The sequence below is a fragment of the Vibrio sinaloensis genome (genome assembly GCF_023195835.1).
GTDB classification, from domain to species: Bacteria; Pseudomonadota; Gammaproteobacteria; order Enterobacterales; family Vibrionaceae; genus Vibrio; species Vibrio sinaloensis_C.
In genome coordinates this window covers 2388682-2411931 of sequence record NZ_CP096199.1, presented here as the reverse complement: position 1 = coordinate 2411931, position 23250 = coordinate 2388682, and the positions used below count along the sequence as shown (strand labels likewise).

The 23250-nt window shown below is 47.7% G+C and carries 17 protein-coding genes, 4 tRNA genes, 3 rRNA genes and 1 other annotated feature; of the genes, 19 read left to right on the top strand and 5 right to left on the bottom strand.

Annotated elements, in window-relative coordinates; translation table 11 throughout:
• Positions 1-126 precede the first annotated feature (126 nt).
• From pheA to MTO69_RS10885, 4 genes are all read right to left on the bottom strand, one after another.
• Positions 127-1305 (bottom strand): prephenate dehydratase, encoded by a 1179-nt coding sequence (gene pheA / locus MTO69_RS10900; protein WP_248329160.1) that lies wholly within the window; start codon positions 1303-1305, stop codon positions 127-129.
• Positions 1306-1318: 13 nt separating this feature from the next.
• Positions 1319-1437, bottom strand: a sequence feature (Phe leader region).
• Between the two features lie 122 nt (positions 1438-1559).
• A complete protein-coding gene (hpf, locus tag MTO69_RS10895) occupies positions 1560-1886 on the bottom strand; it encodes a ribosome hibernation-promoting factor, HPF/YfiA family (RefSeq protein ID WP_248329158.1) in 327 nt (108 codons plus the stop codon).
• A gap of 319 nt (positions 1887-2205) precedes the next feature.
• Positions 2206-3615, bottom strand: coding sequence for a lytic transglycosylase F (locus tag MTO69_RS10890; protein ID WP_248329156.1), 1410 nt, complete (start codon positions 3613-3615; stop codon positions 2206-2208).
• Positions 3616-3771: 156 nt separating this feature from the next.
• Positions 3772-4497, bottom strand: a complete 726-nt coding sequence (locus MTO69_RS10885) for an outer membrane protein assembly factor BamD (RefSeq protein ID WP_248329154.1) — start codon at positions 4495-4497, stop codon at positions 3772-3774.
• A gap of 135 nt (positions 4498-4632) precedes the next feature.
• Between MTO69_RS10885 and rluD the strand changes: the two genes are divergently transcribed.
• The 10 genes from rluD to MTO69_RS10835 all read left to right on the top strand — a co-directional run bounded on the left by rluD (position 4633) and on the right by MTO69_RS10835 (position 15009).
• Positions 4633-5610, top strand: a complete 978-nt coding sequence (rluD, locus tag MTO69_RS10880; protein WP_248329152.1) for a 23S rRNA pseudouridine(1911/1915/1917) synthase RluD — start codon at positions 4633-4635, stop codon at positions 5608-5610.
• 2 nt (positions 5611-5612) lie between these two features.
• On the top strand, positions 5613-6341 hold the full coding sequence (gene pgeF, locus MTO69_RS10875) for a peptidoglycan editing factor PgeF (RefSeq protein WP_248329149.1): 729 nt from the start codon (positions 5613-5615) through the stop codon (positions 6339-6341).
• Between the two features lie 110 nt (positions 6342-6451).
• Positions 6452-9025, top strand: coding sequence for an ATP-dependent chaperone ClpB (clpB, locus tag MTO69_RS10870; protein WP_248329147.1), 2574 nt, complete (start codon positions 6452-6454; stop codon positions 9023-9025).
• Between the two features lie 509 nt (positions 9026-9534).
• Positions 9535-11086, top strand: a 16S ribosomal RNA gene (locus MTO69_RS10865).
• A 91-nt stretch (positions 11087-11177) separates the two neighbouring features.
• Positions 11178-11253, top strand: a tRNA-Ala gene (locus tag MTO69_RS10860).
• 22 nt (positions 11254-11275) lie between these two features.
• Positions 11276-11351 (top strand) — tRNA-Glu (locus MTO69_RS10855).
• A gap of 303 nt (positions 11352-11654) precedes the next feature.
• Positions 11655-14544: ribosomal RNA gene (locus MTO69_RS10850) — 23S ribosomal RNA — on the top strand.
• 90 nt (positions 14545-14634) lie between these two features.
• Positions 14635-14750: ribosomal RNA gene (gene rrf / locus MTO69_RS10845) — 5S ribosomal RNA — on the top strand.
• The 16S, 23S and 5S rRNA genes sit together here with 4 tRNA genes alongside, the layout of an rRNA operon.
• A 68-nt stretch (positions 14751-14818) precedes the next feature.
• Positions 14819-14895, top strand: a tRNA-Asp gene (locus tag MTO69_RS10840).
• Between the two features lie 37 nt (positions 14896-14932).
• A tRNA-Trp gene (locus tag MTO69_RS10835) sits at positions 14933-15009 on the top strand.
• A gap of 823 nt (positions 15010-15832) precedes the next feature.
• On the opposite strand, the gene suhB is transcribed toward MTO69_RS10835, so the two are convergent.
• Entirely contained in the window at positions 15833-16636 is an 804-nt protein-coding gene (gene suhB / locus MTO69_RS10830; protein ID WP_248329145.1) for an inositol-1-monophosphatase, read from the bottom strand.
• Between the two features lie 177 nt (positions 16637-16813).
• On the opposite strand from suhB, the gene trmJ reads away from it, so the two are divergent.
• The 9 genes from trmJ (at position 16814) to iscX (ending at position 23246) form a co-directional block, all read left to right on the top strand.
• The gene (trmJ, locus tag MTO69_RS10825; protein ID WP_248329143.1) at positions 16814-17542 is read left to right on the top strand and encodes a tRNA (cytosine(32)/uridine(32)-2'-O)-methyltransferase TrmJ; all 729 of its coding nucleotides are present in this window, start codon (positions 16814-16816) and stop codon (positions 17540-17542) included.
• A 117-nt stretch (positions 17543-17659) separates the two neighbouring features.
• Positions 17660-18166 carry a Fe-S cluster assembly transcriptional regulator IscR gene (gene iscR / locus MTO69_RS10820; protein ID WP_248329141.1) on the top strand — a complete coding sequence of 169 codons (507 nt, stop codon included), beginning with the start codon at positions 17660-17662 and terminating at the stop codon, positions 18164-18166.
• 29 nt (positions 18167-18195) lie between these two features.
• On the top strand, positions 18196-19410 hold the full coding sequence (locus MTO69_RS10815; protein ID WP_248329139.1) for an IscS subfamily cysteine desulfurase: 1215 nt from the start codon (positions 18196-18198) through the stop codon (positions 19408-19410).
• 49 nt (positions 19411-19459) lie between these two features.
• Entirely contained in the window at positions 19460-19840 is a 381-nt protein-coding gene (iscU, locus tag MTO69_RS10810) for a Fe-S cluster assembly scaffold IscU (RefSeq protein WP_248329137.1), read from the top strand.
• 69 nt (positions 19841-19909) lie between these two features.
• The gene (gene iscA, locus MTO69_RS10805) at positions 19910-20233 is read left to right on the top strand and encodes an iron-sulfur cluster assembly protein IscA (RefSeq protein WP_176287093.1); all 324 of its coding nucleotides are present in this window, start codon (positions 19910-19912) and stop codon (positions 20231-20233) included.
• A 55-nt stretch (positions 20234-20288) separates the two neighbouring features.
• Positions 20289-20804, top strand: a complete 516-nt coding sequence (gene hscB / locus MTO69_RS10800) for a co-chaperone HscB (protein ID WP_248329135.1) — start codon at positions 20289-20291, stop codon at positions 20802-20804.
• 18 nt (positions 20805-20822) lie between these two features.
• The gene (hscA, locus tag MTO69_RS10795; RefSeq protein WP_248329133.1) at positions 20823-22676 is read left to right on the top strand and encodes a Fe-S protein assembly chaperone HscA; all 1854 of its coding nucleotides are present in this window, start codon (positions 20823-20825) and stop codon (positions 22674-22676) included.
• 11 nt (positions 22677-22687) lie between these two features.
• Complete coding sequence (gene fdx, locus MTO69_RS10790) at positions 22688-23026, top strand: ISC system 2Fe-2S type ferredoxin (protein WP_248329131.1); 339 nt, start codon at positions 22688-22690, stop codon at positions 23024-23026.
• A gap of 25 nt (positions 23027-23051) precedes the next feature.
• Entirely contained in the window at positions 23052-23246 is a 195-nt protein-coding gene (iscX, locus tag MTO69_RS10785) for a Fe-S cluster assembly protein IscX (RefSeq protein ID WP_248329129.1), read from the top strand.
• Positions 23247-23250: the final 4 nt, after the last annotated feature.

Below are 23250 nucleotides of genomic sequence, written 5' to 3'. Positions count from 1 at the left end.
ATGTTAGAGCTGACACTAGGGTCAATAGACCCTTAACTAATATGCAACTTATTGGTTTAAGATAGTAAGGATATTAGTGCTAGGTGTCAGCCATTTCGTCGAGGTTATTTGAGCCAGCTAACTTAATTACTGTAATTTTACCTGTGTCGGTTTAACATTTTCACTTGGGTAACAACCTAATACTTTCAAATGTTTAGTGATCTTGGTCAGTTCAGCTATCGCCTGCTGCATCTGCTGTGAGTCAAGATGTGCTTCTAAATCGACATAGAACATCTCTTCCCATGGATTGCCCATGATTGGTCGAGACTCTAACTTCGTCATGTTGATGTCGTAACGCTGTAGGACCAACAAGGTTTCAACCAGCGAACCGGCTTGCTGCGATGTGGACATAATTAAGGTGGTTTTCGCCGGGATTTGCGCAGAGACCTCAACCGGTTTGCGAGCGACGATGATAAAGCGGGTGTGGTTTTCGGTCTGATTGGCAATGTTGCTCTGAATCGGTTGCAGACCATACAGCTTTCCGCTGGACGCGTTACCAATTGCGGCGACATCGCTGCGGTTCATCTGTTTAACTTTACGCATCGCGTCAGCGGTACTGGCACAAGACTCGAGTTTCACCCCGTCTAGTTGGCTCAAAAACTCACTGCATTGGGCGTGAGGTTGAGGATGAGAGTAGAGGGTTTTGATCTCTTCTAAGCGAATCTCAGACGTAGCGACCAAGCAGTGCTCAATCGGTAAAGTGAGCTCACCAACAATGTATAAAGTGGTGTGTTGCAGTAAGTCGTAGACCTCGTTGATTGAGCCTGAACTGGTGTTTTCAATCGGCAATACACCATAGTCGGCGTGGCCTGATTCTACCGTGTGGGTGACCTGCTTAAAATGTTCACAGTTGAGTTCGATAAGCTCGGTATTCTTGCGGCTGAAGTACTCGCGACTGGCTAGATGAGAATAGGAGCCTTTAGAGCCTAGGAAAGCGACTCGAGCGAGAGGTTTGCGACTGAGTTCGGGGTTGGCGAGGTTTTGTAAGTAAGACTGCTGGAGTAGAACGGAGTCTTCAATGATGGTGTGGAAAAGTTTGGTGATGTATTGTGCATCCAACTGATATTTTTGATAACCGTTGTTGATAAGCTTAACCAACAGTTGTTGCTCTCGTTCTGCATCACGTACTGGCTTAGAGGTTTCGACCTTGCTTTTTGCCACTTCAATACTCATTTGACGACGTTCCGACAGCAGTTGGAGCAGTTGATCATCAAGCTCGTTGAGTCGAAGTCGAATTTGTTCAAGTGAGTATTTTTGGTCAGTCATCCTAGTATTCCTCATAAAAAAAGCCTCCCGTAGGAGGCTTTCTGTTCGTTTTTGACTTATCTTTCGCAAACGAGAGAGCCCCCAGTTTAGTGGAGAAAAAACAAGTCAAAAAAGAACAGTAGGTTTGTTTGCATAGTGATTCAGTTATCTACTGATTTATTAATCCTCAAACACAATAAGCAACCGTGTATTGAGCGTCAAGCAAAAAAATAGCGCCAATCGGCGCTATTTTCCAAGGCGGTTAGTTTTAACCGTTATTCTACTTCTTCTTCAAACTCAGGCTTATCACTGCGACGTGCCTCTGGTTTGTGACGGAGTTTGTTGAGCTGACGTTCTAGTTTCTGTTCTACCTCATTAACGGCAGCGTATAAATCTTCGTGAGTGGCGGAAGCGACCAGTTGGCCTTTTGGCACTGTGATGACAGCTTCAAATTTCTTCTGTTTGTTTGGCTCCTCGCTGAAGCTTGCCTGACAACCGATAATGTCTACTTGCCACTTTTCTAACTTTTTAAACTTGCTCTCTATATGGGTGCGAATTGCAGAGGTGATGTCGATATTTTTACCAGTGATGTTTACTTTCATAGATGCTTTCCTCTGTTTTCTCCCTCATGGGTTAACTTCAGATTACTTATCCATAGCTAAAATAACATGACACAGATCACTTTTTTGTTGCTGTTGTTGAGACTTGAATTCAAACGTGATCCAACTCAAAGTGTGGTTGGATTCAGGTACGAAAAAGCTTGTCACCGAGTAAAAAGAGTTTAGATTGGAAGAGGTAACACACTAAAATTCAATCGTTTTTTAGAGCACTTTTACGGCCCAATAAAATCAAAGCTCAGCTTTTGACCAGTCAATAAACGTGAATTAAATTCCACTTCCTCTGAGTGTCTCTCTCCGTAGATTAAAGTTTGCCCAGGCCTTGCGTTTGACGCTGCGCTTTTAGTGCGGATAACTGCTTATATATCACGAAATAGCGGTTGATGTTCGACACGTAATGGACAGGTTCACGGCCGATATTGCGTCGAGTTACTATCTCCACGTGTCCAAACCAGCGGTTAGGATCGTACCCCTGTTGCTCTGCCAGTTTGCGCATTCGCCGGATATTGGCTGGGCCGGCATTGTAGGCGGCTAACGATAAATAGATCTTGTCATCGTGTGCAATGGCAGGATCCGAAAAATACCTGTCCTTGAGAAAACGCAGATATTTGGCCCCGGCATGAATATTATTATCGACCTTTTCGATATCGGGTATGTTGACGTTGGGATCGCTTGCGGTACTTGGTAATACCTGCATCACACCCACCGCCCCTTTATGTGACACCTTGCTCTGATCTAGCCCGGACTCTTGAAAACCTTGGGCCGACAACATCAGGGCATCAAAGCTATATTTCTGAGAATATTCACTAAACAGCGGCTCTAAACGCTCCAAGCGCCCGACGTGATCAGGGGTCATTATGCGGCTGAGCCAACGTGTATCGTCGATATATTTGCCGTAAATAACATTTCCAAGTAACGTCCCAGAACGGTAGTCTTTGAGATACTGATCGACAAAGGCTTTGAGTTTGGGACTGTTTTGACGCATTGCCCAAGCGATCTTGCCATTTTCTCTGAGTGGGATATCTGGGTGGATTTGGATATTGTCCATCACTTTCAGCCACAGCTCGCTTTTGTGGCTGTCTAACACGGTTGCTTCAATATGGCCTTGATTAACCATTTCTATTAATTCGAAATCTTGCAATGTCTCTTCGATAAAATGCACGACTACCGGAGGGAGGGATTGACGATCAAATTCGGCATTAAGTCGTTGAAGGCTTTCAAAGTAGCTGGAGCTGGGACGAACCCATATTTCTGAACCGCTGAGTTGTTCAATGCGTTCAATAGGCGGTCGATTTTTCGCTGTGACCACTAACTCCTGTACATCAGTGAGTATTGGGCGGCTGAAGTCGACTTGCTGTTGACGCTCGTGGGTGATGGTAAGATTGGCGACGATCAAATCACCAAAGCCCGTTTCTAAGGCAGGAAAGAGTTCATCTCTCTGAACGGGAATGACTTGCAGATTGAAATAAGAAGATTGTTGACGCAGTTCTTGCTCAAAGTGATAGAGCAGCTCGGCCAGAATCCCTTTCGGTCGGCCATTTTCGATATAGTAGAATCCCAGATCCGCCGACACTAATACGCGAATTGCGCCTTTCTTTCTCAGTTGGTCTAAATCACCGAAGTACGGCTGCTTTTGCAGTGGCTCTAAAGACAAAGCGAACACGTTTAGGCTCAACACGCTCAACACAATCAACAATACAAACCGGCCTACCATCGATAACTCCCTATATCTAATGATTAAAATGTAGTCCGAGTTCATCCTTTCAGCAAAGAAGCCAACAAAAACGCCTCCCTGTTACATATACGAATAGTGGAGGCGTTTATTAGTCGTTGGAGTCGTTATATCGTTCGGCCCCAAATGGCAATCGTATTACTCAGGGTTCAACTCGATCAGCTGCTCGGTGCGTTTTACTGCATCTTGTAGACCTAACTGCTGATAAGCCTCTAACTGGATAGCGAGCGACTTGCGTGCAGCTTCGGTATCGGGGTAAGTTTTTTGCAGTTCTTGAGTTCGATTGATTGCGGCTACCCACGCTTCTCGACGTAAATAGAAATCTGCCGTGGCCAAATCGTACTCAGCGAGACGATTTTTGAGCGCATACATCCGTTGCTGCGCGTCTTGGGCGTAAGGGCTTGTTGGGTAGCGTTCAAGTAGCTTTTTAAAGTCAGCAAATGCTTTTTGGACTGGCTCTGGGTCCCGGTCACTGCGATCAATATTAAACACATCGTGCATGAAGTTGCGATCTTGTGCCATATGAGTCAGGCCACGCATGTACAAAACCCAGTCTAGCTTTTGATGAGTTGGGTTGAGTCGAGTAAAACGCTCAATGGTGGCCAAACCCAAGGCCAGGTCGTCGTTTTTGTAGTAAGCGTAGATGAGGTCGAGCTGCACTTGCTCCGAGTAGGCGCCAAATGGGTAACGTGAGTCGAGTGCTTCTAGTCTCTCAATCGCCGTTAGCCAATTACCACTTTGAAGCGAAACCTGTGCTTCTGAGTACAGCTCAGATGGTGGCACATCTGGAACAACTTCTTCGCTGCTCGAGCAGCCAACCAGTACTGATAATGCCAACAAGCCAGATAGAGTGTGCTTTTTCATGTCAGGATTCGATTCCTTGAGATAAATATTTCTGCTGCTTCCGTTACTTTCTAGTACGTAACAGATACAATGTCCAAACAGCGTATTTTTCCATAGTAGTGACAATTAGTCTCACAGTTTTTAAAAAAGTTCGATATGGCCCAGCAGATTGAGTTAACAAATACAGTAAAAGATAGCCAACTAGGCCAACGCCTTGACCAAGCTATTGCCGAATTATTTGCCGATTTCTCCCGCTCTCGCTTAAAAGAGTGGTTGCTTGACGGCAAGGTACGAGTCAACGGTGAGGTCGTGACCAAACCGCGCACTAAAGTGATGGGTGGCGAAGAGATTGTTCTACAAGCGGAACTTGAAGACGAAGAGCGTTGGGAAGCGCAAGATATTCCGTTAGACATTGTCTACGAAGATGACGACATCATGGTGATCAATAAGCCGCGCGACTTTGTTGTTCATCCAGGAGCGGGAACGCCTGATGGCACAGTGTTGAACGCACTGTTACATCATTACCCAGCGATAGCTGAGGTACCTCGTGCGGGTATTGTGCACCGTCTTGATAAAGACACCACAGGGTTAATGGTGGTGGCGAAAACCGTTCCAGCACAAACCCGCCTAGTTCGAGCTCTGCAAAAGCGCAACATTACCCGTGAGTACGAAGCGATCGCTATCGGGCGAATGACCGCTGGTGGCCGTGTTGAACAGCCGATCGGTCGTCATTCAACTAAACGAACCTTGATGGCAGTAAGTCCGATGGGCAAACCGGCAGTGACTCATTATCGCGTGGCAGAGCATTTTCGTGAGCATACGCGCATCCGCTTGCGCCTCGAAACGGGTCGAACCCACCAAATTCGTGTCCATATGGCGTACCTGCAGCACCCACTGTTAGGGGATACAGCATACGGTGGCCGAGCTCGTATTCCGGCTGGAGCGACACAAGAGTTAGCGGAGATGATTCGTAAGTTTGACCGTCAAGCTTTGCACGCTGTGATGCTTAAGTTTGAACACCCAGTGACAGGCGAGGAACTTGAGTTTCACGCTCCTGTACCTGACGACATGGTGGCCATGGCCGAAGCGTTACGCCAAGATACGCGTGAACATGGATTGGAAGACGAGCTTTAGTCGTGGATCAAATCATCCCCAATTGGCCAGCGCCAAAGCAAGTGAAAGCCTTTGCGTCTACTCGGCGTGATGGTTTTTCACTGGGTGTGTACCAAGGGTTAAACCTAGGGACACATGTAGGGGATGAACCATCGCTCGTTGTGAACAATCGCCACTGGCTCGCACAGCAAGCTAACATGCCATCAGCGCCGGTTTGGCTTAATCAAACCCACTCCACGGTGGTGGTGAAGCAAAATGAGCCAACTCAGCAGGTTCTGGATGCAGACGGCGTTTGGACCCAAACGCCTGGTGTGGTCTGCTCGGCAATGACGGCCGACTGCTTACCTGTATTGCTGACCAACGAGCAAGCCTCTCAAGTGGCGGCGGTGCATGCCGGTTGGCGAGGTCTTGCGAATGGGATTGTCGAAAACGCCGTTGCTCAGTTGAACGGGCCGCTCATGGCTTGGATTGGTCCTGCAATTGGACCTGATGCGTTTGAAGTCGGTGATGATGTGGTTCAAGCGTTTTCGGCTCAAATCCCACAGGCGGTTGAAGCTTTCCAAGCTTTACCTACAAAGGGTAAATGGCTTGCTGACATGAATCTGTTAGTTAGCCAAAGACTTAACCGCGCGGGCGTTGAGCAAATCTACTACAGCAATCTTTGCACTTATCGTGATTCAGAGCGCTTTTATTCATATCGCCGCGATGGCGTAACAGGCCGTCAAGCAAGCTTTATCTGGATCGAGCCATAACCTCTCTTTAACTGTGCCAATTCTTTGACCAGACCTTGAAAATCAGCTCAAGCGTAGCCATCTTTCATACTGATTAGTCCATTTTTCTCAGTTGAGGTAGGAAGGTAGGTATGCGTCTTGATAGATTTACCAGTAAGTTCCAGATTGCGATATCTGACGCTCAGTCGTTAGCACTGGGACGAGATCATCAATATATTGAACCTGTGCATCTTATGGTTGCGCTAATGGACCAGAATGGTAGCCCTATCCGCCCATTATTGACCATGCTTGATGTAGACGCGACTCATCTACGCTCTAAATTAAGCGAGATGTTGGACCGTTTACCAAAGGTTAGCGGTATTGGTGGTGACGTTCAGCTCTCGAGCTCTATGGGCACACTGTTCAACATCTGTGACAAGGTGGCGCAAAAACGCCAAGATGCCTATATATCCTCAGAAGTTTTCTTACTTGCCGCGCTAGAAGATAAAGGGCCGCTAGGGTCTTTGTTAAAAGAGATGGGCTTAACCGAAGCCAAAGTCAGTGGCGCGATAGATAAAATTCGCGGTGGACAGACTGTGAACGATCCTAACGCCGAAGAGCTTCGACAAGCATTAGAGAAGTTTACCATCGATCTGACTGAGCGAGCTGAGCAAGGTAAGTTAGACCCAGTCATCGGCCGTGACGATGAAATTCGCCGTACTATCCAAGTACTTCAGCGTCGAACCAAAAACAACCCAGTGATCATTGGTGAGCCTGGGGTGGGTAAGACCGCTATTGTTGAAGGGTTAGCTCAACGCATTGTTAACAATGAGGTGCCAGAAGGGCTGCGTGGTCGACGAGTTCTGTCGCTCGACCTTGGGGCGCTGGTGGCTGGTGCTAAGTATCGCGGAGAATTCGAAGAGCGTCTCAAGTCGGTACTGAATGAACTCGCGAAGGAAGAGGGTAATGTGATCCTCTTTATCGACGAGATTCACACCATGGTCGGCGCGGGCAAAGGCGAAGGCTCTATGGATGCCGGCAATATGCTTAAACCCGCGTTAGCGCGAGGCGAACTGCACTGTGTCGGCGCGACCACTCTAGATGAATATCGTAAATATATAGAGAAAGACCCAGCGCTTGAACGGCGGTTCCAAAAGGTCTTAGTCGATGAGCCAACGGTTGAAGATACCGTCGCGATTTTACGCGGACTTAAAGAACGTTACGAGCTGCATCATCATGTTGAGATTACCGATCCAGCCATTGTCGCGGCGGCAAGCTTGTCACATCGTTATGTCTCTGACCGCCAACTGCCCGACAAAGCGATAGACTTAATTGATGAAGCCGCTTCGAGCATTCGCATGCAGATTGACTCTAAGCCAGAGTCGTTGGATAAGCTAGAGCGTAAAATCATCCAACTCAAGATTGAGCAACAAGCGTTGAGCAATGAGTATGACGAAGCGAGTGAAAAGCGCTTAGACACCCTCAACCAAGAGCTGGCAGAAAAAGAGCGTGAGTTTGCCGAACTTGAAGAGGTATGGAATGCAGAGAAAGCGGCGCTGTCCGGGACTCAGCATATCAAGTCAGAGCTAGAACAAGCGCGTATGGATATGGAGTTTGCGCGCCGTGCTGGTGATTTGAGCCGAATGTCCGAGCTTCAGTATGGACGCATCCCTGAGCTGGAAAAGCAGCTCGACTTGGCGACCCAAGCTGAGATGCAGGAAATGACCCTACTGCGTAACAAAGTGACCGACACTGAGATCGCTGAAGTGTTGTCAAAGCAAACGGGTATTCCGGTTTCGAAAATGCTTGAGGCCGAGAAAGAAAAGCTACTGCGGATGGAAGAGGTGTTACACAATCGAGTGATTGGCCAAACTGAGGCGGTAGAGGTGGTGTCGAATGCCATTCGCCGCAGCCGAGCCGGACTTTCAGACCCAAATCGACCTATCGGTTCGTTCCTATTCTTGGGTCCAACCGGTGTGGGTAAAACAGAACTGTGTAAAACCTTGGCAAGTTTCATGTTCGATAGTGAAGATGCCATGGTGCGCATTGATATGTCAGAGTTTATGGAGAAGCACTCTGTAGCTCGACTTGTGGGGGCGCCTCCTGGCTATGTTGGATATGAAGAAGGCGGCTACCTTACTGAAGCGGTTAGGCGCAAACCATATTCGGTCATCTTGTTGGACGAGGTGGAAAAAGCGCACCCTGATGTGTTTAATATCTTGCTACAAGTGCTCGATGATGGGCGTTTGACTGATGGCCAAGGACGTACCGTCGATTTTCGCAATACTGTCGTTATTATGACTTCTAACTTGGGGTCAGCAAGTATTCAAGAAAACTTCGGCACGGTTGACTATCAGCAGATGAAAGAACAAGTAATGGAGGTAGTGCGCAAACACTTCCGCCCAGAGTTCCTTAACCGTGTTGATGAAAGTGTTGTATTCCATCCATTAGGAAAAGAGCACATTAAGTCGATTGCATCTATCCAATTGCAACGCTTGGCTTCTCGTATGGAAGAAAAAGGCTTTGTCTTGGAAGTATCGGATAAGGCGTTGGATCTGATTGCTCAGGTTGGTTTCGATCCGGTTTATGGCGCGAGGCCACTTAAGCGCGCGATTCAACATAGCGTTGAAAACCCGTTGGCCAAGGAGATTCTATCGGGCAATGTACTACCAGACAAACCAGTTCGGCTGGTAGTAAGTAATGATCAGATCATTGCGCATCAATAATTGATAAGACCTAGACGAAGAGAAAGGCCCTGTATTTGGGCCTTTTGTTTTGTTTTTATTCGTTTTGATTCTTTTGTGAGCAAACGATTTGCTTAAGCGATTTTTTTTAGTTTTCGCTATTGTCCTTTTGTGAAAACTGCCTATAATGCGCCTCCGTTGCCAAGCAATAGTCGAGGTGACGCTGGGCAGAAAGCTAACAAATTAGCTTAGGCTGAAATAACAAAAAAAGTGTTTGACACAATAAGTTATATCGCTAAAATGGCCGTCCGTTTTGAGTTAAGCTCAAAACAACAAGTTCTTTAACAATATAGACCTATCAATCTGTGTGGGCACTCGTTGATGATAATCCAATTAGAAATTTCTCTAAATAAAGAGGGGTTTCAAATTAGGTTTCAATGAACTGAGTGACCAATCGATAATTTATTATCGGCACAGTCAATTCAAGTTTTCTAGGAACTAGCTTCTAGTGACTAGGAACTTATCAGTATTCATTGAGCCGACAAAATCTTAAATTGAAGAGTTTGATCATGGCTCAGATTGAACGCTGGCGGCAGGCCTAACACATGCAAGTCGAGCGGAAACGAGTTAACTGAACCTTCGGGGGACGTTAACGGCGTCGAGCGGCGGACGGGTGAGTAATGCCTGGGAAATTGCCCTGATGTGGGGGATAACCATTGGAAACGATGGCTAATACCGCATAATAGCTTCGGCTCAAAGAGGGGGACCTTCGGGCCTCTCGCGTCAGGATATGCCCAGGTGGGATTAGCTAGTTGGTGAGGTAAGGGCTCACCAAGGCGACGATCCCTAGCTGGTCTGAGAGGATGATCAGCCACACTGGAACTGAGACACGGTCCAGACTCCTACGGGAGGCAGCAGTGGGGAATATTGCACAATGGGCGCAAGCCTGATGCAGCCATGCCGCGTGTATGAAGAAGGCCTTCGGGTTGTAAAGTACTTTCAGCAGTGAGGAAGGGGTGTGCGTTAATAGCGTACATCTTTGACGTTAGCTGCAGAAGAAGCACCGGCTAACTCCGTGCCAGCAGCCGCGGTAATACGGAGGGTGCGAGCGTTAATCGGAATTACTGGGCGTAAAGCGCATGCAGGTGGTTTGTTAAGTCAGATGTGAAAGCCCGGGGCTCAACCTCGGAATTGCATTTGAAACTGGCAGACTAGAGTACTGTAGAGGGGGGTAGAATTTCAGGTGTAGCGGTGAAATGCGTAGAGATCTGAAGGAATACCGGTGGCGAAGGCGGCCCCCTGGACAGATACTGACACTCAGATGCGAAAGCGTGGGGAGCAAACAGGATTAGATACCCTGGTAGTCCACGCCGTAAACGATGTCTACTTGGAGGTTGTGGCCTTGAGCCGTGGCTTTCGGAGCTAACGCGTTAAGTAGACCGCCTGGGGAGTACGGTCGCAAGATTAAAACTCAAATGAATTGACGGGGGCCCGCACAAGCGGTGGAGCATGTGGTTTAATTCGATGCAACGCGAAGAACCTTACCTACTCTTGACATCCTCAGAAGCTTGTAGAGATACGAGTGTGCCTTCGGGAACTGAGAGACAGGTGCTGCATGGCTGTCGTCAGCTCGTGTTGTGAAATGTTGGGTTAAGTCCCGCAACGAGCGCAACCCTTATCCTTGTTTGCCAGCACTTCGGGTGGGAACTCCAGGGAGACTGCCGGTGATAAACCGGAGGAAGGTGGGGACGACGTCAAGTCATCATGGCCCTTACGAGTAGGGCTACACACGTGCTACAATGGCGCATACAGAGGGCGGCCAACTTGCGAGAGTGAGCGAATCCCAAAAAGTGCGTCGTAGTCCGGATCGGAGTCTGCAACTCGACTCCGTGAAGTCGGAATCGCTAGTAATCGTGGATCAGAATGCCACGGTGAATACGTTCCCGGGCCTTGTACACACCGCCCGTCACACCATGGGAGTGGGCTGCAAAAGAAGTGGGTAGTTTAACCTTCGGGAGGACGCTCACCACTTTGTGGTTCATGACTGGGGTGAAGTCGTAACAAGGTAGCCCTAGGGGAACCTGGGGCTGGATCACCTCCTTATACGATGATTATCGCGTTTGTTTCTGTTTTTTAAAGCGGAGACAAATAAGAGTGTCCACACAGATTGATACGTCTAATTAGAGCTTAAAATGGGGCTATAGCTCAGCTGGGAGAGCGCTTCGCTGGCAGCGAAGAGGTCATCGGTTCGATCCCGATTAGCTCCACCAATTTCCTTCTCGGAAATTCAGTGTCCCGTTCGTCTAGAGGCCTAGGACACCGCCCTTTCACGGCGGTAACAGGGGTTCGACTCCCCTACGGGATACCATCTTTAAGCATTCTTATGAGTGTGTTTAAAAATGGTTACCTCATTGAGGTGATTTGCTCTTTAACAATTTGGAAAGCTGACGAATAACAACAATCCCCATCTCTTTGAGATGCGTTGTTATTCAATTAAAAGTTCTCAAATCCTATTCTTTTGAATAGGTACCAACACACATTCAAGTGTTCTTGGAAACACCACAATTTATTGTGATGTTTAATATTTGAGTCCGGCAAAATCGTGTCTCCATCATGTTTAAAAAATTGGAGACAACTTTGGTTGTTTAACAAAGACCCTTTGGGGTTGTATGGTTAAGTGACTAAGCGTACACGGTGGATGCCTTGGCAGTCAGAGGCGATGAAAGACGTAGTAACTTGCGATAAGCCCAGATTAGGTAGTAACAACCATTTGAGTCTGGGATTTCTGAATGGGGAAACCCACTAGCATAAGCTAGTACTGTTAACTGAATACATAGGTTAACAGGGCGAACCGGGGGAACTGAAACATCTAAGTACCCCGAGGAAAAGAAATCAACCGAGATTCCGAAAGTAGCGGCGAGCGAAATTGGACTAGCCCTTAAGCTTTTAATGAGACAGGTGAAGGCTCTGGAAAGTGCCGCGATACAGGGTGATAGCCCCGTAACCGACATCTCATCATCAGTGAAATCGAGTAGGGCGGGACACGTGATATCCTGTCTGAATATGGGGGGACCATCCTCCAAGGCTAAATACTACTGACTGACCGATAGTGAACCAGTACCGTGAGGGAAAGGCGAAAAGAACCCCTGTGAGGGGAGTGAAATAGAACCTGAAACCGTGTACGTACAAGCAGTAGGAGCAGGCTTTGTCCTGTGACTGCGTACCTTTTGTATAATGGGTCAGCGACTTATATTCAGTAGCAAGGTTAACCATCTAGGGGAGCCGTAGAGAAATCGAGTCTTAACTGGGCGTCGAGTTGCTGGATATAGACCCGAAACCAGGTGATCTAGCCATGGGCAGGTTGAAGGTTGAGTAACATCAACTGGAGGACCGAACCGACTAATGTTGAAAAATTAGCGGATGACTTGTGGCTAGGGGTGAAAGGCCAATCAAACCTGGAGATAGCTGGTTCTCCCCGAAATCTATTTAGGTAGAGCCTCGGACGAATACTACTGGGGGTAGAGCACTGTTAAGGCTAGGGGGTCATCCCGACTTACCAACCCTTTGCAAACTCCGAATACCAGTAAGTACTATCCGGGAGACACACGGCGGGTGCTAACGTCCGTCGTGGAGAGGGAAACAACCCAGACCGCCAGCTAAGGTCCCAAATTATAGCTAAGTGGGAAACGATGTGGGAAGGCTTAGACAGCTAGGATGTTGGCTTAGAAGCAGCCATCATTTAAAGAAAGCGTAATAGCTCACTAGTCGAGTCGGCCTGCGCGGAAGATGTAACGGGGCTAAGCTATAAACCGAAGCTGCGGCAATGCATTTTATGTATTGGGTAGGGGAGCGTTCTGTAAGCCGTTGAAGGTGAGTTGTAAAGCTTGCTGGAGGTATCAGAAGTGCGAATGCTGACATGAGTAACGATAAAGGGGGTGAAAAACCTCCTCGCCGGAAGACCAAGGGTTCCTGTCCAACGTTAATCGGGGCAGGGTAAGTCGACCCCTAAGGCGAGGCCGAAAGGCGTAGTCGATGGGAAACGGGTTAATATTCCCGTACTTCAACTTATTGCGATGGGGGGACGGAGAAGGCTAGGTGGGCCTGGCGACGGTTGTCCAGGTTCAAGTGCGTAGGCTTGAGAGTTAGGTAAATCCGGCTCTCTTTAAGGCTGAGACACGATGTCGAGCACCTACGGGTGTGAAGTCATTGATGCCATGCTTCCAGGAAAAGCCTCTAAGCTTCAGATAAGTTGGAATCGTACCCCAAACCGACACAGGTGGTCGGGTAGAGAATACCAAGGCGCTTGAGAGAACTCGGGTGAAGGAACTAGGCAAAATGGTACCGTAACTTCGGGAGAAGGTACGCTCTTGACGGTGAAGTCCCTTGCGGATGGAGCTATTGAGAGTCGCAGATACCAGGTGGCTGCAACTGTTTATTAAAAACACAGCACTGTGCAAAATCGTAAGATGACGTATACGGTGTGACGCCTGCCCGGTGCCGGAAGGTTAATTGATGGGGTTAGTCTTTGGACGAAGCTCTTGATCGAAGCCCCGGTAAACGGCGGCCGTAACTATAACGGTCCTAAGGTAGCGAAATTCCTTGTCGGGTAAGTTCCGACCTGCACGAATGGCGTAATGATGGCCACGCTGTCTCCACCCGAGACTCAGTGAAATTGAAATCGCTGTGAAGATGCAGTGTACCCGCGGCTAGACGGAAAGACCCCGTGAACCTTTACTACAGCTTGGCACTGAACATTGACCCTACATGTGTAGGATAGGTGGGAGGCTTTGAAGACGGTACGCCAGTATCGTTGGAGCCGTCCTTGAAATACCACCCTTGTAGTGTTGATGTTCTAACTTAGACCCGTTATCCGGGTTGAGGACAGTGCCTGGTGGGTAGTTTGACTGGGGCGGTCTCCTCCCAAAGAGTAACGGAGGAGCACGAAGGTGGGCTAATCACGGTTGGACATCGTGAGGTTAGTGCAATGGCATAAGCCCGCTTGACTGCGAGAATGACAATTCGAGCAGGTGCGAAAGCAGGTCATAGTGATCCGGTGGTTCTGAATGGAAGGGCCATCGCTCAACGGATAAAAGGTACTCCGGGGATAACAGGCTGATACCGCCCAAGAGTTCATATCGACGGCGGTGTTTGGCACCTCGATGTCGGCTCATCACATCCTGGGGCTGAAGTCGGTCCCAAGGGTATGGCTGTTCGCCATTTAAAGTGGTACGCGAGCTGGGTTTAGAACGTCGTGAGACAGTTCGGTCCCTATCTGCCGTGGGCGTTGGAAGATTGAAGGGGGCTGCTCCTAGTACGAGAGGACCGGAGTGGACGAACCTCTGGTGTTCGGGTTGTGTCGCCAGACGCATTGCCCGGTAGCTAAGTTCGGAATCGATAACCGCTGAAAGCATCTAAGCGGGAAGCGAGCCCTGAGATGAGTCTTCCCTGACTCCTTGAGAGTCCTAAAGGGTTGTTCGAGACTAGAACGTTGATAGGCAGGGTGTGTAAGCGTTGTGAGGCGTTGAGCTAACCTGTACTAATTGCCCGTGAGGCTTAACCATACAACACCCAAAGGGTTTTGATGGACTCAAAGCAAGAACAGATTGAATGTGTAGAGAACACAATAACAGCTTTCCAGATTAAAGAATTTGCTTGGCGACCATAGCGATTTGGACCCACCTGATTCCATGCCGAACTCAGAAGTGAAACGAATTAGCGCCGATGGTAGTGTGGGGCTTCCCCATGTGAGAGTAGGACATCGCCAGGCTTACATTTCGTTTTTAGATTTTAAAAAAATCTAAAGGCAAAAGCTTAGACTTAGAGTCTAACCAGTGCGGAGCGGTAGTTCAGTTGGTTAGAATACCGGCCTGTCACGCCGGGGGTCGCGGGTTCGAGTCCCGTCCGCTCCGCCACTTTATTCTGAGAGTCGTCTCATTAAACACGAACAACAGGGGTGTAGCTCCAATTGGCAGAGCAGCGGATTCCAAATCCGCGTGTTGGGAGTTCGAATCTCTCCACCCCTGCCATATTTAAGAAGGCTCTAGTCAAAGACTAGAGCCTTTTGCTTTTTTGATGTTGAGCTATTCTGTTAACAGAGCAGCGGATTCCCCGATTCACCAAAAACAGTGCGTGTTGGGGCGAAGCTTTCGAATCTCTCCACCCCTGCCATATTTAAGAAGGCTCTAGACTAGGCGTCCCCGACGAAAGACTAGAGCCTTTTTGCTTTTTGATGTTGAGCAATTCAGTTAACAGAGCAGCGGATTCCCCGATTCACCAAAACAGTGCGTGTTGGGGCGAAGCTTTCGAATCTCTCCACCCCTGCCATATTTAAGAAGGCTCTAGACTAGGCGTCCCCGACGAAAGACTAGAGCCTTTTTGCTTTTTGATGTTGAGCTATTCAGTTAACAGAGCAGCGGATTCCTCGATTCACCAAAAACAGTGCGTGTTAGGGCGAAGCTTTCGAATTTCTCCACCAATGTCATATCTCGATTGTTCCAGACTAGGCGCAATCAATGTGCGTATGGCGCATGTTTCTCTGTGAAGCAAAGGATTTCGCAGTATCCAAAGAATACGCGAAGTGAGTAGTTAAATTGCCAGCTTCGCCTAATTGACTCCAAACTCATATCGTACACCTACTCCCAAAACAGAGATTTGACCACATTCGAGTGTTGTTATTTTGGATATAAGCCTAGATAGTTCTTTGTTAAAACGCTGCAAAACGACTGAGTTGTCATTCAGTGAAAAGCAAGGGGGAGACAACGAGGGATAAAGGGGCATTGCGATCTTCGAGTACAAAAAAGCCCACCTTCGTCGGTGGGCTCAAATTATTGATTTCGATAGTGATATGTCTTATTTAAGAATAGCTTCGTTACCATTTTCACGAATGGTTTTCAGAATGCTTTTTACACCACGAGCGCTAGAGGCAACAACATTGCCTGACTTCATGTACTCGGTACCGCCAGCGAAGTCAGTAACAATCGCACCAGCTTCACGAGCGATCAGCTCACCTGCTGCGATATCCCATGGTTTTAGTCCAAGTTCGAAAAAGCCGTCGACACGGCTGGCGGCTAGGTAACATAGGTCTAGAGCTGCAGAACCTGTGCGACGGAAGTCTGCACAATCTACAAATAGAGAAGACATGATCTTGAAGTAAGACTCAGAGTGCTGCTTCTGTTTGTATGGGAATCCTGTTGCCAGAACGGTGCCTTGAAGGTCTTTTAGCTGCTTAACGCGAATACGAGCGTTGTTTAACTGAGCACCAGCACCACGTTGTGCAGTGAATAGCTCGTTTAGCATTGGGTCGTAGACACATGCAACTTCAGTTTTGCCTTTGATGCGAACAGCGATAGATACAGAGAAGTGAGGCAAACCTTTAACAAAGTTTGTGGTGCCATCCAGTGGGTCGATGATCCATTGTACGTCGCTATCTTTACCTTCGATAACGCCATTTTCCTCGGCAACGATCGAGTGATCAGGGTATGACGCCTTGATCGTATCGATGATGATAGTTTCCGCTTCTTTGTCTACGTTAGTAACAAAGTCATTCGTGCCTTTCTGAGTCGATTCGATCTTCTCAGCATTTTCTAAAGATTTAGCAATATGGTTGCCAGCTTTTCGTGCAGCACGAATAGCGATATTGAGCATTGGATGCATACTAATTTCCCAACGGATGTTAAAGAACAGAAAAACGGCCGGGAGTATACCAGAATAACAGCCAAATGGAAGTGGTTAATTTTTGTGCGTCGGTTTTTTTAGTCTCAAGGGTCTGACCATTTTACTCAGGTATATGATACTATCTTGCTGCTTCAGATTTAGTGTTAGGATTTTATCATGCTCGACAACGTCAAAGTGGTCCTGGTTGGGACTTCACACTCCGGAAATATTGGCTCAGCGGCACGTGCCATGAAAGTGATGGGGTTGTCGAACTTAGTATTGGTCGATCCTCAATGTCAGGTTGATGAGCAGGCACTTGCTCTAGCTTCCGGCGCTGCTGATATCGCTCAAAACGCAACGGTTGTCGCTAGCTTAGCCGACGCAGTGGCCGATTGCTCACTAGTGGTCGGTTCAAGCGCTCGTTCTCGCACGTTAGATTGGCCAATGCTCGAGCCTCGCGCCTGCGGTGTTAAGTTTGTTGAGGAAGGCCAGAATAGCCCTGTCGCTTTAGTGTTTGGAAGAGAACGTACGGGGCTTACTAACGAAGAGCTGCAGACGTGTCACTATCATGTTTGCATTCCGGCCAATCCTGAGTACAGTTCGTTGAACTTAGCAATGGCGGTGCAAACCCTAAGCTATGAAGTGCGTATAGCTTATCTAGATCACCAACAGCGTCAATACGCGCCTTCGGAACCGGTCGAGTATCCGCGTCACAAAGATTTAGAATTGTTCTTCCAGCATCTTGAAAAAGTCGCTAAGAAGACCCAGTTCATCAGTGAAGAACAACCAGGCAAAGTAATGAATAAGCTGCGCCGTTTGTTTAGTCGCGCTCGCCCTGAAGCACAAGAATTGAATATTCTACGTGGTGTTTTAACAGCCATAGAGAAGCGTCTCGCCGACAAGTAATTATCCTTTTTTGATGTGGGGTTAAATACCTGACTGTTTTAGTCAATTAAATACTTGACCATTTTACTCAGGTATGTGAGAATTCCTACCACATAAACGATGTGGATATGGTGTTATATGAGACTTACATCTAAAGGAAGATATGCAGTGACAGCCATGTTAGATGTGGCTCTGCACTCACAACAAACTCCTGTTCCTCTGGCTGATATTTCAGAGCGACAAGGGATTTCACTATCTTATCTAGAACAGCTTTTCTCTAAGTTACGCAAAGCTGGTTTAGTAACGAGTGTTCGTGGACCAGGCGGTGGTTACCGTTTAGGCGAAGACGCACACTCAATTGCTATCGGTACCGTAATTGCTGCGGTAGACGAGTCTGTCGATGCTACTAAGTGTAACGGCAAGGGAGACTGTCAAGGTGGCTCTCGTTGTCTAACGCATACGCTATGGCGTGATTTGAGCTCACGCATCAGTGACTTCTTGAACAACATTACTCTCGGAGAGCTAATGAAAGACAATGAAGTCCTAGAGATTTCTGACCGACAAGACCTTGAGCTTGTTGTTAATAATGGGTTCGCTAATAAAAATACACACACTGCACCCATCGGTGTGAACGTCCGCTCTTAAGCGGTCTGCCTGTTACATTGGAGTAGAGAATGAAACTGCCTATTTATCTAGATTATTCAGCGACCTGTCCAGTTGATCCGCGAGTGGCTGAAAAAATGGTTCAGTACATGACTATGGATGGTACGTTTGGTAACCCAGCGTCACGTTCACATCGTTACGGCTGGCAGGCAGAAGAAGCGGTTGATACAGCCCGCGAACAAATTGCTGATTTGCTCAATGCCGATCCGCGCGAGATCGTGTTCACTTCTGGAGCCACCGAGTCTGACAACTTGGCGATTAAAGGTGCAGCCCACTTCTATTCGAAGAAAGGTAAGCACATTATCACCTGCAAAACTGAGCACAAAGCTGTGCTGGACCCATGTCGCCAATTAGAGCGAGAAGGCTTCGAAGTCACCTATCTTGAGCCTGAATCCAATGGCCTGATCGATCTCAACAAGCTAAAAGATGCAATGCGTGAAGACACGGTTCTTGTGTCGATTATGCATGTGAACAACGAGATTGGTGTCATCCAAGATATCGCCTCAATTGGCGAGCTATGTCGCGAAAACAAAATTGTTTTCCATGTCGATGCCGCTCAGTCAGCGGGCAAATTGCCTATTGACGTCCAAGAGATGAAAGTTGACTTGATTTCACTGTCAGCTCATAAAGCGTACGGCCCTAAAGGCATCGGTGCCCTTTATGTTCGTCGTAAGCCACGTATTCGTCTAGAGGCGCAAATGCACGGTGGTGGACATGAGCGTGGTTTCCGTTCGGGCACACTGCCAACCCATCAGATTGTCGGCATGGGCGAAGCATTCCGCATTGCTAAAGAAGATATGCAGAAAGATTTTGAGCACGCACTAGCATTACGCAATCGTCTGTTGGATGGCGTTAAAGATCTAGAAGCTGTGACCGTTAACGGTGACTTGGAGCAGCGAGTTCCGCACAACTTGAACGTAAGCTTTGCGTTTGTTGAAGGTGAGTCACTATTGATGTCATTGAAAGATCTTGCGGTTTCTTCTGGTAGTGCATGTACTTCAGCCAGTCTTGAGCCTTCGTATGTTTTACGAGCGCTAGGTTTGGATGATGAATTGGCACACAGTTCGGTCCGTTTCTCTTTCGGTCGCTTTACTACCGAAGAAGAGATTGACTATGCAATTGAACAAATTCGTACTGCAGTGATTAAGCTGCGAGACATGTCTCCTCTATGGGATATGTACAAAGAGGGAATCGACCTAAGCACTGTTGAGTGGGCACACCACTAATAGCGCGTCTGGTTCCAAGGATATAAATAGAGGATTCGAGGTAAATATCATGGCATATAGCGAAAAAGTAATTGATCACTACGAGAACCCACGCAATGTCGGTTCATTTGATAAAGAAGACCCAAGCGTTGGTAGCGGTATGGTGGGTGCACCAGCTTGTGGTGACGTAATGAAGCTGCAAATTAAGGTCACACCAGAAGGCATTATCGAAGATGCGAAATTCAAAACTTACGGTTGTGGTAGCGCGATTGCATCGAGCTCACTAGTAACAGAGTGGGTGAAGGGCAAGAGTATTGATGATGCAGCGGCAATCAAAAACTCAGAAATTGCAGAAGAGCTTGAGCTCCCTCCTGTAAAGGTTCACTGCTCTATTCTTGCTGAAGATGCAATTAAAGCAGCGGTTGCTGACTACAAGAAAAAACACCAATAACAAGTAATCTGTATATAATGGGAGCTTCGTTCTCCCATTCCATTCGTAAAAGACAAACTAAGGTGCAGTATGGCCATCACAATGACAGAAGCCGCGGCAAGTCGCGTTAAATCATTCCTAGATAACCGAGGCAAAGGTATCGGTTTACGCTTGGGTGTAAAAACGACGGGCTGTTCTGGTATGGCTTATGTTTTAGAGTTTGTCGATGAATTAAATGAAGAAGATCAAGTCTTCGAGCACGAAGGTGTCAAAGTCATTATCGATCAGAAGAGTTTGGTCTATCTCGATGGTACCGAGCTTGATTATGTCAAAGAAGGCTTGAACGAAGGGTTTGAATTTAATAACCCAAATGCGAAAAGCGAATGTGGTTGTGGTGAGAGCTTCAACGTTTAATTGAGAGCGCCAGTAGGCTTGACCTGCTGGTAGATTACCAAGGACCGAATTCAGCATGAATTACTTTGAGTTATTTGGGCTACCACGTCAGTTTTCGCTGGATGGTAGCCTTCTTTCTTCTCAGTTCCGTCAATTGCAGATGCAGTTTCATCCGGACAAGTTTGCCAGTGCCTCAGAACGCGATCGATTGATGGCGGTGCAAAAAGCAGCACAGATAAACGATGCCTATCAAACATTGAAAAATCCGATTTCTCGTGCCGAGTATTTACTCGCTGAACACGGTGTCGAAATTCGCGGTGAACAGCAAACCATGCAGGATCCTATGTTCTTGATGCAGCAGATGGAACTGCGTGAAGAACTAGAATCGATCGCTTCGAGTGCTGATCCAGAAACTGCGCTGTTTGATTTTGAAGCCAAAGTCTCCAAGATGTTTAAACAACAATTGGCCGACGTCGAACACGATCTCGATCAAGCCGATTGGTCTCAAGCGGCGGACCGAGTACGCAAATTAAAATTTATTGCCAAACTAAAACATGAAATTGAGCTAGTCGAAGAGAAGCTTCTCGGCTAGTAAACAACAAGGGTCATCATGGCATTACTTCAAATTGCAGAGCCGGGCCAAAGCTCGGCGCCACACGAGCACAAACTTGCAGTTGGTATCGACTTAGGTACCACCAACTCATTGGTTGCATCGGTTCGTAGTGGTGACGCTAACACTTTAAAAGACGAGCAAGGTCAGAGCCTACTGCCTTCTGTCGTCAACTATTCTGAGCAGTCGTCAATAGTTGGTGAGGCTGCCAAAGCCAAAGCTGAAACCGATCCTGACAATACGATCATTTCTGTAAAGCGCCTGTTGGGAAGATCTTTGAGCGACATTCAAGCTCGTTACCCCAACTTACCTTACCAATTCACAACCAGTGACAATGGTTTGCCGGTTATCCAAACCGCGGCAGGAGCGAAAAACCCGATTGAAGTGTCAGCTGACATTTTACGTGCATTGAGTCAACGCGCGGAGCAGACGCTTGGCGGGGAGCTTGCTGGAGCAGTCATTACTGTCCCTGCTTATTTTGATGACGCTCAACGTGCAGGAACTAAAGATGCAGCCAAGCTTGCTGGCTTGCATGTGTTGCGTTTATTGAACGAGCCGACAGCGGCCGCAATAGCCTATGGGCTTGACTCGGGTCAAGAGGGCGTTATTGCCGTTTATGATTTAGGCGGTGGTACTTTTGATATTTCGATTTTGCGTCTATCAAAAGGTGTGTTTGAGGTGCTGGCAACAGGCGGTGATTCTGCTTTAGGTGGTGATGATTTTGACCATCTATTGGCCGATTATTTGGTAGAAAAGTCAGCAGTGGCAACTCCTCTTACTTCAGAGCAGCATCGCGTAGTTCTCAATGTGGCTACCAAAACCAAAATCGCGTTTTCTCAACAGGATGAAGTTGACGTCGATGTATTGGGTTGGTCCGGTAAAGTCTCTCGCCAAGAGTTTGAAGCGCTGATCCGTCCGCTGGTCAAGAAAACACTGATGTCTTGTCGCCGTGCACTAAAAGATGCAGAGGTTGATACGGAAGAAGTTTTAGAAGTGGTGATGGTCGGTGGCTCAACCCGTACTCTACTGGTACGCGAAATGGTGGGTGAGTTCTTTGGCCGCACTCCATTGACGAGCATCAACCCTGACGAAGTGGTTGCGATTGGGGCGGGCATTCAAGCCGATATTTTGGTTGGTAACAAGCCTGATTCAGAAATGTTGCTACTCGACGTGATCCCACTCTCGCTTGGTATCGAAACCATGGGTGGTTTGGTCGAGAAAATCGTACCGCGCAATACCACTATCCCTGTCGCACGTGCTCAAGAGTTTACTACCTTTAAAGATGGTCAAACGGCAATGAGTGTTCATGTGGTTCAGGGCGAGCGTGAAATGGTTGATGACTGTCGCTCACTGGCGCGTTTTTCTCTCAAAGGTATCCCGGCTATGGCGGCAGGCGCAGCACACATTCGTGTCACCTACCAAGTCGATGCAGATGGTCTGCTTTCTGTTACTGCGATGGAAAAAAGCACCGGTGTTCAGTCAGAAATCCAAGTCAAGCCTTCTTATGGTTTAAGCGACGACGAAGTGGCGAATATGCTGCGTGACTCTATGACCCATGCGAAACAAGATATGCAGGCGAGGGCTTTGGCTGAACAGCGCGTTGAGGCTGACCGAGTTATAGAAGGCTTGTTGGCTGCGATGCAAGCTGATGGTGATGACCTGCTGTCAGACCAAGAGCGCACTGAGCTGCTCAAAGCCATTGAAGCACTGATCGAGCTGCGCAATGGTGATGATGCCGATGCTATTGAACAAGGTATCAAAGACACGGATAAGGCGAGCCAAGATTTCGCATCGCGCCGTATGGATAAATCGATTCGAGCTGCACTGGCAGGTCAATCAGTCAACGATATTTAAGAGATAAAGTTATGCCTAAGATTATTGTTTTGCCGCATGAAGACCTATGCCCAGAAGGCGCTGTACTCGAAGCGCAGTCTGGGGAAACCGTGCTTGATGTCGCGCTTAAGAACGGTATTGGAATTGAACACGCGTGTGAAAAATCTTGTGCGTGTACCACTTGTCACGTGGTGATTCGTGAAGGCTTTGATTCTCTTGAAGAGAGTGACGAGCTTGAAGATGACATGCTGGATAAAGCGTGGGGCTTAGAGCCTGAGTCTCGCTTAGGTTGTCAGGCGAAGGTAGCTGATGAAGACCTGGTGGTGGAAATTCCAAAGTACACCCTAAACCACGCATCAGAAGATCACTAATAACTGGATAAAAAGGAAGGGAACTATGAAGTGGACTGATTCACGAGATATCGCAATTGAGTTGTGTGACAAATTCCCAGACGTGGATCCAAAGAATGTCAGGTTTACTGATTTGCACCAGTGGATTACCGAACTTGAAGAGTTTGAGGACGAACCGAATCGTTCCAATGAAAAGATTCTTGAAGCGGTCATTCTATGTTGGATGGATGAAATGGACTAACCCT